Consider the following 19,473-nt stretch of genomic DNA (forward strand, 5'->3'; position numbering starts at 1 on the left):
GCCGAAGCTGTGGGTGCATACTATGTATGCGCGGTAGCGGAGCGTTCCGTAGGTCTGTGAAGGAAGCGGGGTGACCCCTTCTGGAGATATCGGAAGTGCGAATGCTGACATGAGTAGCGACAAACAGTGCGAGAAACACTGTCGCCGAAAGTCCAAGGGTTCCTGCGCAAGGTTAATCCACGCAGGGTTAGTCGGCCCCTAAGGCGAGGGCGAAAGCCGTAGTCGATGGGAATCAGGTGAATATTCCTGAACCTGCCAGAAGTGACGAATGCGATATGTTGTTGGTCCTTAACGGATTGGACCGGCTTTTGGAGCATTCCAGGAAATAGCTCTGGCGTATAGACCGTACCCTAAACCGACACAGGTGGACTGGTAGAGCATACCAAGGCGCTTGAGAGAACGATGCTGAAGGAACTAGGCAAATTACTCGTGTAACTTCGGGATAAGCGAGACCCACATTTGGGCAACCATTTGTGGGTGGCACAGACCAGGGGGTAGCGACTGTTTAGTAAAAACACAGGACTCTGCGAAGTCGAAAGACGACGTATAGGGTCTGACGCCTGCCCGGTGCCGGAAGGTTAAGAGGAGGTGTGAGAGCACTGAATTGAAGCCCCGGTAAACGGCGGCCGTAACTATAACGGTCCTAAGGTAGCGAAATTCCTTGTCGGGTAAGTTCCGACCTGCACGAATGGCGTAACGACTTCCCCGCTGTCTCCAGCATCGGCTCAGCGAAATTGAATTCCCCGTGAAGATGCGGGGTATCCGCGGTCAGACGGAAAGACCCTATGAACCTTTACTGTAGCTTTACAGTGGCATCAGAGACATTCTGTGTAGGATAGGTGGGAGGCTTTGAAGCAGGGGCGCCAGTTCTTGTGGAGCCATCCTTGAAATACCACCCTGAATTTTTCTGATGTCTAACCGCGGCCAGTAAGCCTGGTCCGGGACCCTGTATGGTGGGCAGTTTGACTGGGGCGGTCGCCTCCCAAAGTGTAACGGAGGCGCGCGATGGTGGGCTCAGGCCGGTCGGAAACCGGCTGTTGAGTGCAATGGCATAAGCCCGCCTGACTGCGAGAGTGACAGCTCGAGCAGAGACGAAAGTCGGCCATAGTGATCCGGTGGTCCCGCGTGGAAGGGCCATCGCTCAACGGATAAAAGGTACTCTAGGGATAACAGGCTGATCTCCCCCAAGAGTCCACATCGACGGGGAGGTTTGGCACCTCGATGTCGGCTCATCACATCCTGGGGCTGGAGCAGGTCCCAAGGGTTCGGCTGTTCGCCGATTAAAGTGGTACGTGAGCTGGGTTTAGAACGTCGTGAGACAGTTCGGTCCCTATCTGCCGTGGATGTTGGAGATTTGAGAGGATTTGTCCCTAGTACGAGAGGACCGGGATGAACATACCTCTGGTGCACCGGTTGTCGCGCCAGCGGCACAGCCGGGTAGCTAAGTATGGACGGGATAACCGCTGAAAGCATCTAAGCGGGAAACCCACCTCAAAACTAGATCTCCCTGAGGGTCGTGGTAGACCACCACGTTAATAGGCCAGATGTGAAAGCGTGGTAACACGTGCAGCTAACTGGTCCTAATCACCCAATAGGCTCACTCTCACACTATCCTTACGGATAGCCCGTGCACAGAAATCATCCATAACCACGTCACACACAAAACACCAAAACGCACCAACCGCATCCACACACCCTTACAGGGTAGTCTGGATGACCTGGTGGCCATGGCGGGGAGAGTTCCACCCGATCCCATCCCGAACTCGGCCGTGAAAACCCCCAGCGCCTATGATACTGCGGCTTAAGCCGCGGGAAAGTCGGTCGCCGCCAGGTCTTCCAGTCTACCCTCACAAAACTAAGCCAAAACAAAATCAGCACTCTCTCAACCGCGGGGTGGAGCAGCCCGGTAGCTCGTCAGGCTCATAACCTGAAGGCCGCAGGTTCAAATCCTGCCCCCGCAACCACCGATTCCCACATTGATGTTTTCGCAAGTCCTTTCAAGGACTTGCCCGATTTAGTGTCCTTCTGCTTCACGAATCTGAGCAGCGTGCCAAGCTCGCCATAGAGCGTCGCGAAGATCTCGCCGCGCTTATCACCCGGTGACAGGACGATCTTCTCCACCAGCGCACGGACGGCCTCGGACGCCTCGGCCCGGTCCTCTGGCTTGTTCAGGCTCTCGGTCAGACGCTCCACCTTCTTTTTGAAGACGGCCGCGACATTCGGATGGATGTCGAGCGTGTCCTCCAGCTCGGAGGAGAGCAGGGCGTCCAGTTCAACCTTGCGCTGCCGTAGCGCTCGCATCCGTTCCTTGATCTCAGGTTCGAACATCCCGTTTTCGATCGCAGTCAGAATACCGGCGATGCCTTTCTCGACTTTAGCCAGTTCGGACTTCCAGCCGGCACTGTTGGCGCGGCGCTCATGATTCAGTCGGTTGGTCTCTTCCGTATAGGCTTTCATGGCCGCAGCGGCGGCTTCGGGTGTCATCAGTTTGTGTTTGAGGCCTGCGAGCACGCGTTCTTCAAGATCGGGGCGCAGGATCGTCGCCTTGTTATGGCAGGAACGGTTAGCGATCCGGTTTGAGCAGGCATAACGGTCCTTCTCGCGGAGCGAGTAGCTGCCGCCGCAGACGCCACAGAAAATCATCCCCGAGAACAGGGATTTGGGGCGGCGCATGCCGTTCATCCGGTTAGTGGCCGATGTCCTGACTGCCGCGATGACGTTGACGTATTGGGCGGCGATCTTTGCCTGACGGTCGCGGACCGCCTGCCAGAGAGCATCATCCACGATGCGCAGGTCGGGCACATCGGTGATGATCCACTCGGATTCAGGGTTCAGCCGCGACACCCGCTTACCGGTTGAGGGATCCTTGATATAGCGGAGCCGGTTCCAGACGAGGCGGCCGATATAGAGTTCGTTGTTGACGATCCCGGTGCCGCGCTGGACGTGCCCCCGGATCGTGGTGTCGATCCACAGCTTGCCGTTCGGACCAGGGATACCTTCATCATTGAGTGTGCGTGCGATTGCGCGCGGGCCGATGCCAGCGGCGAAGTCTCTGAATATGCGACGGATAATATTGGCTTCGTTTGCGTCAATCTCACGGTCGCCCCGGATCGGATCGCCTCGGGCATCCAGCTTTTTGATGACCTTGTAGCCGTAGCATAGGCCACCACCAGATTTTCCGTCCTCAACCCGGCCGCGCAGGCCGCGATGGGTTTTGGCCGCGAGGTCTTTGAGGAACAGAGCGTTCATCGTGCCCTTGAGGCCGACATGCAGTTCGCTGATCTCGCCCTCGGCCAGGGTAACGATCGTGACCCCTGCAAACTTCAGATGTTTGAACAGGGTGGCGACATCTGCCTGATCGCGGCTGATGCGATCCAGGGCTTCGGCCAGCACGACAGTGAATTCGCCGCGTTGCGCGTCCTGCAAGAGGGTCTGGATGCCGGGCCGCAGGATCATGCTGGAACCGGAGATGCCTGCGTCTTTATAAGCGCTGGAGACCTTCCATTTTTCGCGTTTGGCGTGCTCGCGGCAGATGCGGAACTGATCTTCGATTGAGGCGGCCCGCTGATTGTCGGAGGAATAGCGGGCATAGAGCGCGACACGGACCATGGCAGGACTCCGGGCATCATCTTCCAAAAAGAGAGGGTGTCAGAGCTTACCCTGCTTCCACCCGCTGGGTGGTAGTCAATTCGTTGGCGTCGCCATCACGTTTTTCGGGCAGACCCTGCTGGATGGCGGGTGTGGCGTCGGCGGCGCTTCTGACGCTCATGATCCTCGCGAGCCATCTGGCGACCGATGAGCCGCGCCAGGCGGAGCACGCTGGCATCGGTCACATAAGGTGCGGCTGCCTCGTCGTCGGGAAGAATGATCTCGATCCGCGCCTGTCTGTTTCGTGCGTCCATGACGGTTTCTCCAGACGATACTGGAGCCATTGGACAGGGTTATGCGTCATGGAAAAGAACAAAATCATCCTATGCGGTCATCGGCGGTATTTGTGTAAGTAATAGGATGGATGATCAACATCAATGGGGAGATGTAGTGATACGTCGTGGTCGGTAATGGTTCCAGTTTTAATGGATTCTGCTGCCATGAGCGTTCAGATGAAGGCGAAACCGGTATGCGCAGCGCGCGACCGCTTTCGCCTACATGTCGGTCATACGTGCCAATAAGCAGTTTTCCTCATAGCGGACGTAAAGAGCATGATCTTTTCGCGGTGAGTTGGGATACAAACTACCGGCCTGCCTTAAAAAGCGACAAGCAGCGAAGAGAGCATCCGTGACAAATTATACGAAGGTGAGATAATAGCCAATCAATAGTCTCTAAGTGAGTAAATCACGAAATGTAAGCCTAATGTCGAAATCTGTTTTGTTGAAAAAACCAGTTAACGGAAAGGACTAATTCGGGCTCTTCGGGCAGCGATCCATCTACGTTCAATCTTTTTCCAATTGCTGCGGAACTTACTCCTTCGCCTCAAGTACATTAATGTTTCGTTGCGAATTCGGACTAAAACCTCATCTCCCTCTGTATCGAGTTCTACAGGGCAGTCCACGTCGCCGACGTGAAGCATCACTGAAGCTTTGAAGTCTACCAGCATTCCTTTCCAGTAGTTCGCAGTCTGGACGTGATAGTAGTTGACGACATCGAAGCGATCGGCTTCCGACGCAGGAGGGGATCCTGTGATGAGGGGCGCTACTTTTTGTGACTGACGGATAGCTTGTCCCCGATATACAGTCCAACTATCTCCTTTCGAACATTGGACCGGATTGATCCGTATTGTTTCAAAAACCATATCAGAGCCCTGCTGCCTTTGACGCACGATCACCGGATAGAACTCCATTATGGTCGGCGCCCCCTCAGGAGTGTGGAAGATGCTCCAATGGAGATACGTGATATTGCGGACGTAGTAGAATTTACTGTCCACCATTTGAGTAATCTGACAGCCGCCGCCGAAATTGTCACACACGCCTATGCTACGCTCGCTGAAGAGTTGCATACCCGACTGAGCTATAGCCTGCATGATAAGACGATCAGCCTCATATTTTTCACCGATATGTTCGACTTCAGCCCCAATAGACACCGACGAACTCTTAAACCAATTGCTTCCGGATCCGGTATAGTGGACGACCGCACCACTTCGCGTATTCTTCTGCATCATGTTATCGCCAATCCGTCCCACCACCCATTGCGGGCCTTCGACCCAAACAATAATGAGCGCCACGTGCTTGAACTTCTTGGTTGCATCACGACACCACGTCTCCAGACCAGCCTGATCGACTGTTCCGCCGCGTACGTCATCTCTAAGTTGGCAGACGGCCTGCTGGGCTCTGATGAAGTCGCCAGCCACCGCCACCGCGATCTTGCCCTCGTGGAGGATTGCAGTCTTCTGTTGAAAGTGGGAGGGTCGAAATGGTGCATTATCATAGATGTGGGGATCGATCGGAACGCTCATTGGCGTAATGGTCGGAACGATCGACTGGTTACTCGAGAGTAAGACGTCCGATAACAGGACTGGATGGTTGGTGGTAAACACGGCTATCAGCGTCATTTTTCTCGCTTTTTTAATTATTGAAAATCTATTTTAAATTTATATTATGCTCGAATAAATACTCAATCTAGGTGCCTATCTCTACCGTTGGAGACGCCCTATGGCTATAATCCGCCACAAACGTAAACAACGCGAATGGCTATTTTCGATTATCCCGAACCAGATATTCTCATTCCTCCCCTTCCTCCTCGCAGGTGGCCATATACCGTGATCATAAACCGGCCATTTAGCGTGAACACTCACATGCGCGTCAGAATGGCAGCCTCCTTGTCGGAAACATCTATTTTACGACAGGGATAAGGAACTTATGCTGTCCCTAAAAGAAAGGACTAGCAGCATGTCGGCTTACGCACATGCGGTCATTTTCAGGCTTCAAACGGCTTCCAGACAGCGGCCATTCCGCTCGTTGTAGGCCTTTCCGGTCAGGGGACAACTGCGCGCACATTCCAGTCACTCCGCGGCGAGTTTCTGCTTCCACGCAAGTCTTTTGCAGAGGCGGCGCCACGACAAACCTGGATGACTGGTTCCGGGGCTAACCGCCGTTTTTGAAGGGATGCATTTAGAAAGGTAGATTGGTATGATCGGCAGATAGCGGCGGTGCCCGTTACGATGATGACGAAACTCAATTCGGTATGATCAGAAAATGGTCATCGGCTGAGGGGCGATTACATTAGTGACAGCGTCGTTGCCAGTTGAAGCTTCAATTGCTGTAGTGCCTGGGACGCTGGTCGTTCGGAGCAGTTCTGGCTGGGCCATGGGGGTCATTGCACGGATCACATCGAGTACGGAATAGTCGCGGCGATCTTGGAGGAACTTTGCCACCATGATGTGAGATCCTATCGGAAGGAATACCGCCGACGGCACCCGAGCATCAGCAGCCAAAAATTGCTGAACGATTGTCCATCCTGTGTAAAATATTTCCATAAAATCACCATCATATGGCAGGGGGCAGATGACAAGATTTTTAGAGTGATCCAAAGATATAGCATCGCCTACTCCGTAGCGAGCAGGAACTATGCCAATCCTCAACCCGGCAGCACCCTCTAATTGAGATCTATTGATTTTAACCGTAGTCCCAACCCATCGATCGGTATCGCGATTTCCTAAGAATAGGTCTGCTTTCCAGAGGCCAGAAATGCTGCTCGGGAGGAGACTGCGTTGAGAACTCCGACGAAATGCTTCAGTGAGCTTATCGATATACTGCTTCAGCTTTGGGGGCTGTGCTTGTGCTCCGGTTAGAATTCTCGATTCAGCGGTGAGCAGATTCGCAGGAGAACCAATTATCTGCAGAGCGCCGGTTTTTTCCGCTCCGAAAAGGATGGACGCGGTTTCACGTCCCGGAACGCGGCAGTATCGTGTCAGGCTGTCTGACACCCTCTCAATTACAGAAGGCACTCTCCTATTGATGGCGTCATGTGCTGCGTACTCAAAGCAAATTCCACAATCGCCGAATCCAGGTCGGTACGCCCGAGGGAGCATGAAGAGGGGCATCTGCTCAAGTCCGCCGCATTGATCGACGACCTCTTGCTTGAGCCCAAAAAGCAGACCCTGAAGAATGGGGGAAACAACAGCCATCAAGGCTGAAAACTCGTCACCAACAGGTGACGTCTGCGTCTCGATCTGGAGAGCGATGTTATTCACGCCGGGACCTCTAAAAATTTCGCTACAGTTTAAGCGTAAATATTAATGTATGTGCCACAGACAGGGAACGGCAATCTTTTGCATGCCTTAGCCTTTGGTCCAGATTTTGCTTGGAAGTAGTAGATTTAGCAAGTGCGCCGCAGAGCGCATAAGATTTCACGGCAACGCAAATAAAAACACAACGGATGGCAATTTTTAATTGTCATCATCAGAAAGCGGACTCTCTGTTCTCCCCCCCATTGCGGTCTTTAACTATTCACCGATCAGCGTCCAGAATCCCAGCTTGCGCTTATGCTGCGCTTTCAAGCGGATCATAAAGGCTTCGTGGGTTTCCATGCCGTTTGGCGCTGTCAGCATTGGTGCAAGCAGTCGACAGGAGGCGAGATCCTTGGCGGCGTAGGGATAGTAACGGGAAAGCGCCTTATCCAGCACGGCCTCGACCAGCAGGCGGTAAAGAAGGGTCGCCTCGTCGGGATATGATTCAGACAGACGATCGGCAGCCGGACGGAGTGTCCCGTAATCACGCCCGTCCAACTCTGTTGTATGCTCCCGCACGAGACGGGCAGCGGCATCGAGCGCTGGCCATTCAAGAAGAGTGGAAAGGGCTACGCCCCTGACCGGGAAATTACGGATGTGATTGAGTGCCAGCTCTTCAGCATCAATCGCATCGTAATCGCTGAGATGGCGTTGGTATGCCCGCCAGTGCGGCAGGCTCAGGCGTTCCTGAAAGACTTTCCATCGCAGGGACTGGGCCTGGTTGCGGTCTTCCACAGCCTCACAGGCTTCAATCCGCAGATCGTCGTTTTCCCAGCGAAACCGGGACGTCTCATCGGTCTCCCGGTCCAGCCATTCGAGCGCCTCTTGGGCGCGTCCCTTGTCCAGAAGGCGGCGTGCAACATCGCCGATAGAGGCGGATTGACGTTCACTCAGGTTGACTGCTTCGATATAGGCATCGACGTCATCCATCGCGTCGGCCAGATCCTTCAGGTGACCGAGGGTCTGCATGCGCCCGATGTCGGTACGATAGTCTCCCTTCGCCTTTGAGGCGGGAAGGTCGTGCAATCGTGCAAGAAGCGTGCTTCTGAGTATGGCCGCGCCAGCAGCCCCCAGTGCCTCGCCGCATGATGCGATCAGGTGGTCACACGTGCCATACCCGTCGTTATCGAGAAGCGTGAGCAGATCCCTGACTGTGACAGCCGGATCCCGGCCAGCCTGTCGTCCCCAGAGGGAGCCGAGGTCAGAGGTCGCTTCGCGAAACACATCTGACAGGTAACCGGAACTGTCGTCAGAGCGCTCATAGACGGAAGGAGCAAGTTCCACGAGAAGACGCATCGCGGAAATGGCCTGTCCGACATCCGTCGTTGCAACATCATCGAGAATGGATTGGCGCAAGGCATCGAGTTCGGTCGCAAGGGGTTTGATCCGGTCCCAGGGCAGGAATCCACGGGAACGCTGGATCGTTCGCAGCCTCTTCTCGATCTCCTTGCCGAGCCTGTCTTTCGCATGGGTGGCTGTTAGCGCCATGCGCAGTTTCCGGGTGAGCACGGCATCCTGTTCCGACAGCTCGACCAGAAGATCTGCAAGCCGATCCACACCAAGGGCTTTCAGATTGTCTTTCGTGACGGTCGTGCCGACTTTCGCGGATGAGGCGGATTTCCGGGTGGCAGGTTTTGTCGAAGGAGTGCGGGCCATGAATACAGATTATGACCGTGCCCCCAGGGGCGCAAGCAAATGCCGTCACCATGAAAAAGAGGAAAAAAGCTAATGGCTCCGCCCTCGCGCCGGCAAGGGTTCGCGTCAGCGCGCTGACGCCGCCCGATGGGGTTTCCCCGATCTTCCTGCGCTGCGCTCCGTGCAGACCGGGCGATACCCCTCCCCATCGGTCGCCCTTGCCGTTGCTACCCCGCTGCTCGCCGCGAGGCAGAGGAACAGCGGGGGCTGTTCCTCGCGGAACAAAGGGCAAAGACCATGACCGGCAACACCACCACGGCGACCGATTTCCGCAACACCATTCTCAACGGCGACAGCGTGCAGCTTATGCGCGCACTTCCTCGCAATGCGGTGGACTTCATTCTGACCGACCCGCCTTACCTGGTGAACTATCAGGGCAGGGACGGGCGAAGGGTCCGCAACGACGATAATTCCCGCTGGCTCCGACCCGCCTTCAACCAGATGCACCGTGTCCTGAAATGGGGCGGGTTTGCCGTTTCGTTCTATGGCTGGAACCGCATCGACCTGTTTGCCGATGCCTGGAAGGCGGCGGGGTTCCGCATGGTCGGGCATATCGTTTTTCGCAAGTCCTATTCATCCTCTTCCCGGTTTCTCCGGTATGAACATGAAAGCGCCTACCTGCTGGCCAAGGGCAACGTGACGCCGCCCGCGAAGCCCATCCCGGACGTGATCGACATGCCCTATTCGGGCAACAAACTGCACCCGACGCAAAAGCCGGTGGCGGCACTCCTGCCCCTGGTGGAAACCTTCTGCCCGGTGGGTGGGCTGGTTCTGGACCCGTTCGCCGGTTCGGGTTCGTCGCTGGTCGCGGCGCAGCATCTTGGCCGCGACTGGCTGGGGATGGAACTGGACCCGGACCACGCGGCCACAGCAACCCGCAGGCTGGCCTGGCACGGGACGGCGAGGGCGGCGGCGTAAGCCGCCCCTTCTTCCCGTTACCGGACACGGCCGGAAAATCGCGCCGCGACCCGGCGTGTGCGGCGCTCGCCGGCATGGCCGGCTCGCGGATGGTTTGACCGGGAAAGGGACGTCCCTGGTGCCGTGGCCCCAACGTTGCCGGGACAACGCGCCGCGTCCACGGCGCGAGCGGAAGGCGCCAACAGGGGGCGCCTCGGTCATGATCCGGCGCGCTCCGCGCGCTGTCGAAATCGTGAAAACAGATCCAGAAAACCCAATTCTATTTCGTGGATATTCCTGAATCGTCGCGGCATGTGTGTGGTGTTCCTCCTCGTGGAAAGGACGCGATCCATGCTGCTCGGTCTTGGTATTGTCCTTGGCTTCGCCAGTATCGGCTTTCTATGCTGGCTGCTGTTTCTCTGTGCGGTCTATGCCGCACCGCTGTTCGTGGCGACGATGGTTTGCACTCTGCTCTATGATCATGATGTGCTGTCCGGTGCCCATGCCATCCTCACGGGCATCGCCGCCGGAGTCATGGTGCTGGCGTCCGGTCAGGCGATCCTGGCGTTCTCGCGCGATCCCGCGCTTCGGACATTGGTGTCGTTCCTGCTCGCCCTCCCGGCCGCACTGGCCGGGTTTGGCATGACGCTGGGTTTCTGTGGCATGGGAGCTATGAGCACTATTCCGGCCTACCTTTTCGCGACGTTCGGGGCGTTGTGCGTCGGTGGAGCGGCATGGACACGGCTCTGCGCCATCCAGCCTGCGTAAGTTCCCGGTGGCAGAATCACAGTTTCGGCCAGGTCCAAAAGGTCAGCGTGGGGCGGTCAGTCCTCGTTGCGCGGGCGGATCAGGGTTCAGGATCGGGCAGCACCTTTCCTTCTGAGCGAGATGCTCAGCACAGACCCGACTGGCGCGAAGCGTCGGCCAGATTCGGTGCAGAAAACGCATGTCGTGCTGTCGGCGTGACTGGCGGCCCGGCGTCAGCTTCAGTCTCCTGATCTGGAAGGGCAGGGAACATGGTGCCAGCCAGTGGGTTATCCCGGCGGCGGATACGATACGACCTGTATGCTGGAAACGGATATCTCCTGACAACCCGCGCCCCTTTCATGGAACACAACGGACTGACCTGTCTCTCCACAGGGCTGACGGCGCCGCACACCATGGCCTCTCGATATGGCCGATCTGCCCGAAGACCGGCTTCGCCTCGCCCGGCTATGGCGCAACGGTGGCCCGCAACTTTTTTCCCCTGGGCTTCGCCCATTCCTCGCGGTCCAAAAAAATTTCGTGCTGCCGTCCTCCGCGTTGCTCCGGCCCCTGCGGGGTGCGCCGCCGGTCGTCTCCGGGCTGACGATGGCCATCGAGGCCGTGGTGGTCGCGGCCCGATACAAGCCAGGAGACAGGACAATGATCATCGGTTCATTCAAGAAGGTCGGCGAGGGCTACGAAGGCGAGATCGTCACCCTGACACAGAAAATCCGGGGTATCCGCTTCGTGAACTGCCCCGGGTTTACCGGAGAGCGATTTGTTCAGTAATCAGGCAGCGATATCAAGCCCGCTCTGATCTTCATAGAAGGCGCGTTCGGCTTCGGCGGGCGGCCTGTATCCGATTGGCGCCAGCAGGCGTCGGTTGTTATACCAGTCCACCCATCTGAGGGTTTCCCATTCGACCTGCGCCATGGATTTCCATGGCCCCAGATGATGGATGACCTCGGCCTTGTATAAACCGTTGATGGTCTCCGCCAGTGCATTGTCGTAGCTGTCACCAACCGTGCCGACTGAGGCGTCTATGTCAGCCAGCGCCAGGCGTTCGGTATATCGGATCGACAGATATTGGGCGGATTCAACCGGTCGTCGCAACACCTTAATATTGGAGGTGTAGACGATGACAGGGAAACGGAAATCGGAGCGGTCCACAAGGCGCAAATTGTGCTCGCCAGGACGGCCGCCTGTCTGGCAGCGTGAGACCCTTTGTCGGTTCTGGCAGGGTATCGCGGCAGGTCTTTCCAGCGAAGAGGCTGGTATCGAAGCCGGTGTTTCTGCTCCAGTTGGAAGCCGTTGGTTTCGGAGTTCTGGCGGGATGCCACCTACACATTTAACCCCTTCGAGCTCTCACCCACAGGGCCGTAGTCTTTCTTTTTCCGAGCGTGAAGAAATCGCTCTGGAATGCGCACGCAAGACCGGGGTGCGTGCTATTGCCCGCAAGCTGGGACGTTCGCCCAGCACGATATCTCGTGAGATCAGGCGCAATTCCGCGACCCGCAACGGGGATTTCAATTACCGTGCCACCACCGCACAATGGCATGCGGATCGTGCGGCCCAACGTCCCAAGGTGAGTAAGTTGGCACAAAATTCTACCTTGCACGATTATGTCCACGATCGTCTGGCAGGCCTGATCGCCACGCCGGATGGTGTCACACTGAAAGGGCCTGTCGTGATATGGAAAAAGCGACGGGCAGTTCATCGTCAAAGTCGACGCTGGTCCCTTGCATGGAGCCCGGAACAGATCGCGCAACGGCTGAAGGTGGATTTCCCAGAGGATCAGAGCATGCGCATCAGTCACGAAGCGATTTATCAAGCACTCTACATTCAGGGGCGTGGCGCTCTGAAACGCGAACTTTCCGCCTGCTTGCGCTCGGGGCGGGCACTCCGTCTTCCTCGGGAACGTGCGCGTAAGCGAGGCAGATCTTTTGTTGAAGACGCTTTGATGATCAGTGATCGTCCGGCAGAGGTTGCGGACAGAGCTGTGCCGGGTCATTGGGAAGGCGACCTCATTCTCGGCCTTGGTAGTTCAGCGATCGGAACTTTGGTCGAGCGCACCACGCGCTTTACGATGTTGCTGCATCTGCCGCGGATGAAAGGGCATGGAAAAACCAGAGTGATCAGGAATGGTCCAGCCCTTGCTGGTCATGGGGCCCAGGCCGTTCGTAACGCGATTACAGGGACCATCATGGAGCTACCTGCCAGTCTGCGCAGATCCCTGACCTGGGATCAGGGAGCGGAGATGGCACAACACGCCCAGCTCCAGATTGATACCGGTCTTGATATCTATTTCTGCGACCCACAAAGCCCCTGGCAACGTGGCAGCAACGAAAACACCAATGGTCTGCTGCGCCAATACTTCCCCAAGGGAACGGATCTCAGCCAGCATGATACCGATGCATTAAATGCGGTTGCTCATGCCCTGAATACACGGCCACGCAAAACACTCGGTTGGAAAACACCAGCAGAGGCACTCGACCAACTGCTCAAACAACATATAATCGAAGGTGTTGCGACGACCGGTTGAATCCGCCTTGTGATCCACGGTCCGAATGATGGATCAGCGCCTTGTTTCCCGCAGGCTTTCGTTGCCAGAGGGCCTGTTCAAGGGCGTCGAGCACGAACTGGGTGGTCATGGAAGTCGAGACTTTCCAGCCCACGATCCTGCGGGCGAACACATCAATGACGAACGCCACATAGACCATGCCATTCCAGGTCTGGACATAGGTAAAGTCCGAGACCCAGAGCTGGTTGGGGCTCTCGGCCCGGAACTGCCGGTTGACCCTGTCATCGGGACAGGGGCGCGCCGTATCCGGACGGGTCGTGATGACCTTCCGGCCCCGGATTACACCCTTCAGACCCATCTTGCGCATCAGACGCTCAACAGTGCAGCGCGCAACCTGCCGCCCTTCACGCTGCAGGCTGTGCCAGACCTTGCGCGCACCATAAACAGCACGGTTGTCCTGCCAGATCCGGCGGATATGTTCCATCAACTCCCTATCACGCCGGGCACGCGGGCTGGCCCTGGCCGGATCTCTTGCCATGACCGCCTGCTGGTAAAACGTGGACGGGGCAATCGGCAGAACGCGACAGATTGGCTCGACCCCGTAATCGGCACGGTAGGCTTCAATAAACGCGATCATTTGCGAAACGGGCGGTCGAGCTCCGCCTGAGCAAAATAAGCCGAGGCCTTCTTCAGGATCTCATTGGCCTGACGCAGTTCGCGGACCTCACGCTCCAATGCCTTGATCCGTGCCGTCTCGGCCGTAGTCCGCCCCGGTTGCGCCCCAGCGTCCCGTCGGGCCTGCTTCCACCAGTCGTGCAGGCTGTCGCCCGAGCAGCCAAGCTTGCCACCAATCTCGCGACAGGCCGCCGATAGGCTCGGGTAATCTGATCGATGCTCGTCCAAAAGGCGCACAGCGCGCTCACGGAACTCAGGCGAATAACGTGATGTCTTCTTTTTCTCTGCCATAGGGATCATTCTCCGAGAGTTTTACTCTCCGGTAAACCCGGGGCAGTTCATCGTGCCCGAAGCCAACCGGGCCAGCGACAATGTTCCCAACTTCCGGGTCCAGATCGGCAAACTTGAAGCCGGGGCCGCCTGGATCAAGCACACCACGGACTGGCGCGAATATCTCAGCGTGAAGCTGGACGATCCGACCCTTCCCGGTCCGATCTTCGCCAGCCTCTTCGAAGAGGAAGGCGGCGCCTACAACCTGGTCTGGAGCCGCCAGCGCCCGCGCAACGGGGACTGATCACCCCACACTGGCCCTTCCCGGTTCAGCCGGGAAGGGCTTTTCTCTGCCGCCGGGTCACACGGTCCGGATAGCGGTCGCGTCAATGTTGTTCATGCCGCGCGATCATATGATCTCCAATTGCCGGGTTCACCCTGGATGGCGGGGCGTGGATACTGAACGTCCGGGCAGGCGTCGCCACCCGTTCTCAGACAAACGAGGGAGGGCGCCATGCCCGGAGCACACTGGCACGACCAGGCGCGGTACGAGTATCTGCGCAACGCGATCCCGGCGGAACTCGGCTGGGAATATCTTCGGCGCAATCGTCGCTATCGCGACGAACAGCGCGCCTGCGCGGACCTCTCTCCCGACGATCCCGCCCAGGCGGAATTCGCCCGCCGCTGGGGTCCGCGATTTCGCCGCCGATCCTGATCAGCGCTTCAGTGCGCTGACCGCGCTCTGGTCGCGTCTGGCCCTGCCGACGATCCTGGTCATCCGGCCATTGCCGCCAGCTCAGACGCTGACCCCACGCCGTCTCGATCTCCAGGCGCTGTCCGATGTGCGTTTCGTCGAAACATACGACGGAATCTACATCTGTTGTGTCTGTGCTGGCGTGACCTGGCAGCTCTGGATGGAACACCAATGGCCGGGGCCGCACCATTATGTTTTCGAGCAGGCATACGACAGCTTCACGCCATTGCGGGCTCACGAGACAATTCGCTTCTGGCGGGTGCTCGCGGGATTCCCGGATCCCGGTCCGTGGCACAGGATGTCGGCGCAGTCCATCGCACGCCACATTCTCGCCCTGCGTGTCAAAGACGCTCTTGCCACGGGCGTCAGCGAAAGGGTGATCGCCGATCGTCTGCTCGGTGAACCGACGGCGCGCGCCTATGACTGGCCGGATATTTCCGGGCGCGGGCGGTTCCGTCGTCTCAAGCGTCTGGCGGACCGACCGATTGAAGGCGGTTATCGCGATCTCATGGGCTATCCACTGTCGCGCCGCAGGTGAGTGCAGGGCCGCATCCGTCCGCATTGGTTTATCCCTGATTTTCATGACGACTCCCTGATAGCAGCGAAGCACAAAAAGCTGTTTTGCCGGAACGTATTTTCGAAGGCGGGCGGCAAACGACGGCGTTCGGGTGGTGAAAAGGACGGTTTCCTGTTCCGTTTCATGGACGCTTCTGTCGTCGATAAAAACGTCCATTCCCTGAGCCGCCGATTATCCACCAGCCTCCCTCCATACGCCCCGGTCTTTGCCGGGAGCGGTATGAAAAAGGAGACATGGTCATGGCGATCGCACCACGCCTGATGCGTGTTCGTGAGGCGGCCCGGTTTCTGGGTATCTCGCTCCGCACGCTCGAAAAACACCGCACCTATGGCACGGGGCCGCTCTACCGGAAAGTCGGCGGGCGGGTTCTGTATTCCGTCGAGGACATGATGGCCTGGACCGCCGGGGGGGCGCGCCATTCACCGTCGGAAACGACGTCGAGCCGTGTCTTTCCAGCACGCCCACTGACCCCCGAAGAACGGGAGAGCCTGTGATGGCCGCCGATGAAAGCTGGCGGGAGCCAGACCGCCGCTTCGTGGTCAGCGGACCGGCGAGCCCGCGTGACCAGCGCGATCTGATGGGCCGACCGTTCTTCGCGCTGGCCCGGCGTCCGCGCTTCGAGCCAGTCCGTTACTGGTCCCGACAGATCGATGTGATTGTCCGGGCATCGGCTGACGAAGGCATGGCCACAATCTGGGATGCTGACGTGCTGCTCTGGCTCGCGGGCCAGATTGTCGAGGCTCTCAATCATGGCCGCTGGGTGTCACGCCATGTCCGTTTCACGCCCTGGCAATTGTTCCACGATCTTGGCTGGGCGGACGGTGCGCATCAGTACCGTCGTCTTCGCAGTGCTCTGGTGCGTCTGGAGACCACGCGCGTCGCTACCAGCCTGCGCACCCCTCCTGACTGGCCGGCGCAATCCTTCGCCTGGATCAGCGATCTGCGGATGTCCAGAACCGAGGGCGTATCGCTGACCCTCCCGATCTGGTTCATGGAAGGTGTTTGCGACCGCTCCCGTGTCCTCACTCTCGACCCCGCCTACTTCCGGCTGGCCGGTGGTCTGGAACGCTGGCTTTACCGGCTGGCGCGCCGCCATGCCGGTCGGCAGAAGACCGGGTGGACGTTCGATGTGGCGGAGCTTCATGCCCGTTCCGGCAGTCTCACCCCGTTGCGCAATTTCATGATCGATATCGGCACCATCGTGCGCCGCCAGACTATTCCAGGATACGATTTCCAGCTCGTTTCTGGCGGAAAACCGGGAGTCCTGCGCATTGTTCCAACGGGTCGATCCACAGTGCCTGGGGAAAACCATGTGGATCCTACCGTTGCTTCAGATGCGGATTATACCGTTGGTGCAGGTGCGGAATTACCGTTGCTACAGATGCAAAAGCCCGTCGAAGCATCTGATTCAAAAGGAGAAAATGGCACCGTAACTTATATAACTAATATAATAACTTATTATGTAGGGGATTTCGGTCTTTCGGACACCCTCCCGGCCGCCCGGTCGAGGTATGGAGAAAAGGCTCGGGAAGCGGTCGCGGATCGCCTGGTCGGTGTTCCATGACCGCGCGTTCTTTCCGGCCGAAGGGCGATGCCCTCACCACGGTCGAACTGACCTGGATCGAGAAGCGCATTGAGCACTGGATCCGGTTTGGCCACCCTGTCGAGGATCGCATTCTGGATCGTCGGCGCAGACTGATGAGCTTCACGCCGGACAGCGTGTTTGCGTTTATCCGCTGGGCTGCGAACGATTTTGGCACCGTGGTGTCCTGCATCGACATCGTGCGCGCCGTTGAGGCTCAGGAAGCCTGCCAGACGGTGCCCTTCGTGCGGCCCGGTGGTGAGAGTCTGCTGCGCCAGAGTGGCTGGCCCAAGGTGCGGCGCGTGCTGGAGGCCATCGACGTCGTGGAGGCGCTGGGAATTGATCCTGCGGCCGCCTGTCCCGATCACTGGCGACACCTGCATCACCGGCTCACGGCAGCGCAGGAGCCACGTCCCTATACGCGTGAACGGCACCAGGCATGGCTGCGCAGGGGAGCGGTATCATGACCCGGCGGGGCTGGTTTTTCACCACGTATTTTGCCGTGCTCGGCGTGGGTGCCTCGCTGGCGTTTCATCCTGCGCCGCGCTGGGTCTGGAATGAAACGGCGAGCGTGCCGGTCGGCCTGTATCGCATCCAGCCCACGGTTCCGGTCCGTGTCGGTGACATCGTCGCGCTCCGTCTTCCCGAGCGCGAGGCAACGCTGCTGGCGACACGCGGCTACCTGCCGTTCGGTGTGCCGCTGCTCAAGCCTGTGGCAGCACTGGCGGGGCAGAGTGTCTGCCGCATCGGCATCCATATCGCCATCGACGGTAAGGCTGCCGGTGACGCGAAATCTGTCGATCATCGGGGCCGAAAGCTGCCCGTCTGGCAGGGCTGTCAGCATCTCGGTCAAGGGCAGGTCTTCGTCATGAACGCGACCGTGCCGACCAGTCTGGACGGGCGGTATTTCGGTGTCCTGTCGATGGACACCGTCATCGGGCGTGCCGTGCCGGTTCACGTCCACACGGGTGAGGCAGAGCAACCGCCCCCGCATTTCGATCCCCTCCCGAAACTGCCCGAGCCAATGCGGGAACGGCTGCTTCTGGGACCGCCCATGATGCTCGTGAAACCGGGCGAACCGCCCATCGAATGATGATCGTAAAGCACACGGATTTTCTAGCACCTCTACCATTTCCGAAAGGATTTTCCTCATGAGCCAGATCGGATTTTTCACCCGCACAGCCGATGGATTTGCCGGACGGGTGCGCACCCTGTCACTGGATGCCGAACTGACCTTCGTGCCAGCGGAAAACAATGGCGCGGAACATGCGCCGGATTATCGCATCCATCTTGGTGATGGAGACGCTGGGCCGGAGATCGGTGCCGGGTGGACCCGCACCGGGGAGCGTGCTGGCGAATATATTTCCATCGTGCTGGACGACCCCAGTTTCATGCAGCCGGTCCGGGCCACGCTGTTTCAGGCCGGACGTGGTGGGCGTGAATGGCAACTGGTGTGGAGCCGGCCCGCGAAACGCCCGGGAGGTCGGGAATGAGACGCCGGTTTTTCGTGTCCGCCGGCATGCTGGCCGTGCTCTCGCTGACGCTCTCGCCACCCATCGCCTGCGCGCAGGATTGGGACGATCTAGTGCGGCAGGCGGCGGAACGGAACGCGATCCCGCCAGCATGGGTGCAGGCCGTCCTGCAAGCCGAAAGTGCTGGCGATCCGCATGCGGTTTCCGGTGCTGGTGCGATGGGCCTGATGCAACTCATGCCGGGCACCTGGAAGGAGGTCCGGCGCACGCTCAATCTGGGGGCCGATCCCTTCGACCCGCGTGACAATATCGCGGCCGGGGCATCCTATCTGCGATGGTTGCACGATCGTTATGGCGATGTGGGATTCCTTGCCGCCTACAATGCCGGTCCCGGTCGTTATGACGACCATCTGGCGACTGGCCGACCGCTTCCAGGAGAGACGGTTTCCTATGTCGCGCAGGTCCGGAATCTGATCGAAAATTCGGGCGCATTTTTCCCCGGTCCGGCTTCCGAAACCATATTGGACTGGCGCACGGGACCACTGTTTGTCATCGAGAAAAAACTCGCGGAACCCACGACGTTGGCACCGGTTTCCAGGCGTAAAAACTTCCCGGCTTTTTCTCTCTTTCCGGCCGGATTTTTCCCATCGTCGGGAGGGCGACCGTATCCTGATTTTTTCGTCTCTGGCGTCGTGGTGGGATCGCGCGCTGTCATGCAGGATGGGATCGGGAAACCATGAGAGAAGGGCAGGAGAAAGAGGGAAGGAAGCACGGCAAGATTAAAGGGCGCGGCACTCCGTCCAGCCTGAACCTGCGGTTTTCTCTGTCTGCACATGGGGTTGGCGTCCTGCGTTGCAGCACTGTCGATTTTTCGCGTGGAGTGCGACGGTTTTCCAGAAAAAGGCAGTTTTCCGTCATTCTCCACGGCACTGTGCGGGAAACGGCGGTGATTTGCGGTGCTGATCATGTCTTCTGACGATGACAGCCACTTTCAGGTTCGGACGGGTCGCATCCGGGGCAAGGGGGGCGGAAAGACAAGAAGTTTTCTCTCGCGGATGCGCGCA

General features: G+C 58.2%; 16 protein-coding genes, 1 tRNA gene, 2 rRNA genes, 3 pseudogenes and 1 other annotated feature (1 of these 23 only partly in view). Of the genes and pseudogenes, 16 read left to right on the top strand and 6 right to left on the bottom strand.

All coding sequences use genetic code 11. From position 1 onward, the window contains the following. The 3 genes from LKE65_RS09205 to LKE65_RS09215 form a co-directional block, all read left to right on the top strand. Positions 1-1,605 (top strand): 23S ribosomal RNA (locus LKE65_RS09205); it begins 1,136 nt to the left of the window's first position. A 112-nt stretch (positions 1,606-1,717) separates the two neighbouring features. After that, positions 1,718-1,833 (top strand): 5S ribosomal RNA (rrf, locus tag LKE65_RS09210). 54 nt (positions 1,834-1,887) lie between these two features. Then, a tRNA-Met gene (locus LKE65_RS09215) sits at positions 1,888-1,964 on the top strand. Here LKE65_RS09215 and LKE65_RS09220 read toward each other — a convergent pair. The 4 genes from LKE65_RS09220 to LKE65_RS09235 all read right to left on the bottom strand — a co-directional run bounded on the left by LKE65_RS09220 (position 1,921) and on the right by LKE65_RS09235 (position 8,878). Next, positions 1,921-3,609 carry a recombinase family protein gene (locus tag LKE65_RS09220; protein WP_278741831.1) on the bottom strand — a complete coding sequence of 563 codons (1,689 nt, stop codon included), beginning with the start codon at positions 3,607-3,609 and terminating at the stop codon, positions 1,921-1,923. The genes LKE65_RS09215 and LKE65_RS09220 overlap by 44 nt on opposite strands. Positions 3,610-4,381: 772 nt before the next feature. Next, positions 4,382-5,545, bottom strand: a complete 1,164-nt coding sequence (locus LKE65_RS09225; protein ID WP_278741098.1) for a hypothetical protein — start codon at positions 5,543-5,545, stop codon at positions 4,382-4,384. 636 nt (positions 5,546-6,181) lie between these two features. After that, positions 6,182-7,186 carry a hypothetical protein gene (locus LKE65_RS09230; protein ID WP_278741099.1) on the bottom strand — a complete coding sequence of 335 codons (1,005 nt, stop codon included), beginning with the start codon at positions 7,184-7,186 and terminating at the stop codon, positions 6,182-6,184. 252 nt (positions 7,187-7,438) lie between these two features. After that, on the bottom strand, positions 7,439-8,878 hold the full coding sequence (locus LKE65_RS09235) for a DUF6880 family protein (RefSeq protein ID WP_278741101.1): 1,440 nt from the start codon (positions 8,876-8,878) through the stop codon (positions 7,439-7,441). Positions 8,879-9,154: 276 nt separating this feature from the next. Between LKE65_RS09235 and LKE65_RS09240 the strand changes: the two genes are divergently transcribed. The 3 genes and pseudogenes from LKE65_RS09240 to LKE65_RS13495 form a co-directional block, all read left to right on the top strand. After that, positions 9,155-9,835, top strand: a complete 681-nt coding sequence (locus LKE65_RS09240) for a DNA methyltransferase (protein ID WP_278741102.1) — start codon at positions 9,155-9,157, stop codon at positions 9,833-9,835. A gap of 330 nt (positions 9,836-10,165) precedes the next feature. Next, entirely contained in the window at positions 10,166-10,582 is a 417-nt protein-coding gene (locus tag LKE65_RS09245) for a hypothetical protein (protein ID WP_278741103.1), read from the top strand. Between the two features lie 582 nt (positions 10,583-11,164). After that, positions 11,165-11,308: pseudogene (locus LKE65_RS13495) on the top strand (DUF736 domain-containing protein); the annotation flags it as partial. 39 nt (positions 11,309-11,347) lie between these two features. Here the strand turns inward: LKE65_RS13495 and LKE65_RS09255 are convergent. Beyond that, a pseudogene (locus LKE65_RS09255) lies at positions 11,348-11,650 on the bottom strand (integrase core domain-containing protein); the annotation flags it as partial. A gap of 46 nt (positions 11,651-11,696) precedes the next feature. Here LKE65_RS09255 and LKE65_RS09260 point away from each other — a divergent pair. Continuing rightward, positions 11,697-13,100 (top strand): IS30 family transposase, encoded by a 1,404-nt coding sequence (locus tag LKE65_RS09260; RefSeq protein WP_253559791.1) that lies wholly within the window; start codon positions 11,697-11,699, stop codon positions 13,098-13,100. 7 nt (positions 13,101-13,107) lie between these two features. On the opposite strand, the pseudogene LKE65_RS09265 reads toward LKE65_RS09260, so the two are convergent. Then, positions 13,108-14,045: pseudogene (locus LKE65_RS09265) on the bottom strand (IS3 family transposase); the annotation flags it as partial. Next, positions 13,642-13,758: a sequence feature (AL1L pseudoknot), on the bottom strand. It overlaps the preceding pseudogene by 117 nt. Positions 14,046-14,097: 52 nt before the next feature. Between LKE65_RS09265 and LKE65_RS09270 the strand changes: the two are divergent. The 9 genes from LKE65_RS09270 (at position 14,098) to LKE65_RS09310 (ending at position 19,149) form a co-directional block, all read left to right on the top strand. Further along, complete coding sequence (locus tag LKE65_RS09270; protein WP_278741106.1) at positions 14,098-14,328, top strand: DUF736 domain-containing protein; 231 nt, start codon at positions 14,098-14,100, stop codon at positions 14,326-14,328. A 210-nt stretch (positions 14,329-14,538) separates the two neighbouring features. After that, positions 14,539-14,739 (top strand): transcriptional regulator domain-containing protein, encoded by a 201-nt coding sequence (locus LKE65_RS09275; RefSeq protein ID WP_144032620.1) that lies wholly within the window; start codon positions 14,539-14,541, stop codon positions 14,737-14,739. Positions 14,740-14,866: 127 nt separating this feature from the next. Continuing rightward, positions 14,867-15,316, top strand: coding sequence for a DUF2285 domain-containing protein (locus LKE65_RS09280; RefSeq protein WP_278741108.1), 450 nt, complete (start codon positions 14,867-14,869; stop codon positions 15,314-15,316). Positions 15,317-15,588: 272 nt separating this feature from the next. Beyond that, on the top strand, positions 15,589-15,849 hold the full coding sequence (locus tag LKE65_RS09285) for a helix-turn-helix transcriptional regulator (RefSeq protein ID WP_215762544.1): 261 nt from the start codon (positions 15,589-15,591) through the stop codon (positions 15,847-15,849). Then, positions 15,849-16,919, top strand: coding sequence for a replication initiator protein A (locus tag LKE65_RS09290; protein ID WP_278741112.1), 1,071 nt, complete (start codon positions 15,849-15,851; stop codon positions 16,917-16,919). The genes LKE65_RS09285 and LKE65_RS09290 overlap by 1 nt, the downstream gene beginning before the upstream one ends. Then, positions 16,916-17,404, top strand: coding sequence for a DUF2840 domain-containing protein (locus LKE65_RS09295; protein ID WP_278741114.1), 489 nt, complete (start codon positions 16,916-16,918; stop codon positions 17,402-17,404). The genes LKE65_RS09290 and LKE65_RS09295 overlap by 4 nt, the downstream gene beginning before the upstream one ends. Next, positions 17,401-18,030 (top strand): S26 family signal peptidase, encoded by a 630-nt coding sequence (locus LKE65_RS09300; protein WP_278741116.1) that lies wholly within the window; start codon positions 17,401-17,403, stop codon positions 18,028-18,030. The genes LKE65_RS09295 and LKE65_RS09300 overlap by 4 nt, the downstream gene beginning before the upstream one ends. 58 nt (positions 18,031-18,088) lie before the next feature. Continuing rightward, complete coding sequence (locus tag LKE65_RS09305) at positions 18,089-18,430, top strand: DUF736 domain-containing protein (protein ID WP_278741117.1); 342 nt, start codon at positions 18,089-18,091, stop codon at positions 18,428-18,430. Beyond that, the gene (locus tag LKE65_RS09310) at positions 18,427-19,149 is read left to right on the top strand and encodes a lytic transglycosylase domain-containing protein (protein ID WP_278741118.1); all 723 of its coding nucleotides are present in this window, start codon (positions 18,427-18,429) and stop codon (positions 19,147-19,149) included. The genes LKE65_RS09305 and LKE65_RS09310 overlap by 4 nt, the downstream gene beginning before the upstream one ends. The last annotated feature ends 324 nt before the right edge of the window (positions 19,150-19,473 follow it).

The organism is Acetobacter fabarum, from assembly GCF_022483405.1.
GTDB lineage: Bacteria > Pseudomonadota > Alphaproteobacteria > Acetobacterales > Acetobacteraceae > Acetobacter > Acetobacter fabarum.

Coding starts and splice junctions, on each gene's coding strand:
- LKE65_RS09305 (WP_278741117.1), top strand. CDS start 18,089: ATGAGCCAGATCGGATTTTTCACCCGCACAGCCGATGGATTTGCCGGA.
- LKE65_RS09285 (WP_215762544.1), top strand. CDS start 15,589: ATGGTCATGGCGATCGCACCACGCCTGATGCGTGTTCGTGAGGCGGCC.
- LKE65_RS09295 (WP_278741114.1), top strand. CDS start 16,916: ATGACCGCGCGTTCTTTCCGGCCGAAGGGCGATGCCCTCACCACGGTC.
- LKE65_RS09225 (WP_278741098.1), bottom strand. CDS start 5,545: ATGACGCTGATAGCCGTGTTTACCACCAACCATCCAGTCCTGTTATCG.
- LKE65_RS09245 (WP_278741103.1), top strand. CDS start 10,166: ATGCTGCTCGGTCTTGGTATTGTCCTTGGCTTCGCCAGTATCGGCTTT.
- LKE65_RS09300 (WP_278741116.1), top strand. CDS start 17,401: ATGACCCGGCGGGGCTGGTTTTTCACCACGTATTTTGCCGTGCTCGGC.
- LKE65_RS09290 (WP_278741112.1), top strand. CDS start 15,849: ATGGCCGCCGATGAAAGCTGGCGGGAGCCAGACCGCCGCTTCGTGGTC.
- LKE65_RS09235 (WP_278741101.1), bottom strand. CDS start 8,878: ATGGCCCGCACTCCTTCGACAAAACCTGCCACCCGGAAATCCGCCTCA.
- LKE65_RS09275 (WP_144032620.1), top strand. CDS start 14,539: ATGCCCGGAGCACACTGGCACGACCAGGCGCGGTACGAGTATCTGCGC.
- LKE65_RS09310 (WP_278741118.1), top strand. CDS start 18,427: ATGAGACGCCGGTTTTTCGTGTCCGCCGGCATGCTGGCCGTGCTCTCG.
- LKE65_RS09260 (WP_253559791.1), top strand. CDS start 11,697: ATGACAGGGAAACGGAAATCGGAGCGGTCCACAAGGCGCAAATTGTGC.
- LKE65_RS09220 (WP_278741831.1), bottom strand. CDS start 3,609: ATGGTCCGTGTCGCGCTCTATGCCCGCTATTCCTCCGACAATCAGCGG.
- LKE65_RS09240 (WP_278741102.1), top strand. CDS start 9,155: ATGACCGGCAACACCACCACGGCGACCGATTTCCGCAACACCATTCTC.